Origin of the sequence: Pseudomonas sputi (assembly GCF_021603585.1) — a bacterium.
Lineage (GTDB): Bacteria > Pseudomonadota > Gammaproteobacteria > Pseudomonadales > Pseudomonadaceae > Aquipseudomonas > Aquipseudomonas sputi.
Window position 1 is genome coordinate 1 of sequence record NZ_BQHI01000093.1, and the last position, 255, is coordinate 255.

Consider the following 255-nt stretch of genomic DNA (forward strand, 5'->3'; position numbering starts at 1 on the left):
GAGCGTGGCGCAGCCATTGCTTCCAGGCTGATCTCCAGCCCCAGGCGGTACTTGGCGCCCAGAGCGTTTTGAGTTCAGCCTTCATCAAATAGACCGTCATCAACGCTTGGTTAGCCGCCAGCAAATCCTCCAAGCGGACCTGTTGCTCCGGTGTTTTCAGGTTCTGCGGGTTGCGCAGGAGCAGCCAACGCGCCTGCTTGATGACCTTTCGGGCCGGCTTGTCATGACGCAGTCGATTGGCTTCGTCGACGCGAA

The 255-nt window shown here is 59.2% G+C and carries 1 protein-coding gene; it reads right to left on the reverse strand.

The window, feature by feature from the left end:
- Positions 1–255, reverse strand: a 255-nt coding sequence (locus L6D81_RS29435; protein WP_236183009.1) for a DesA/ISL3 alpha bundle tail domain-containing protein, incomplete at both ends; no start/stop codon positions are given.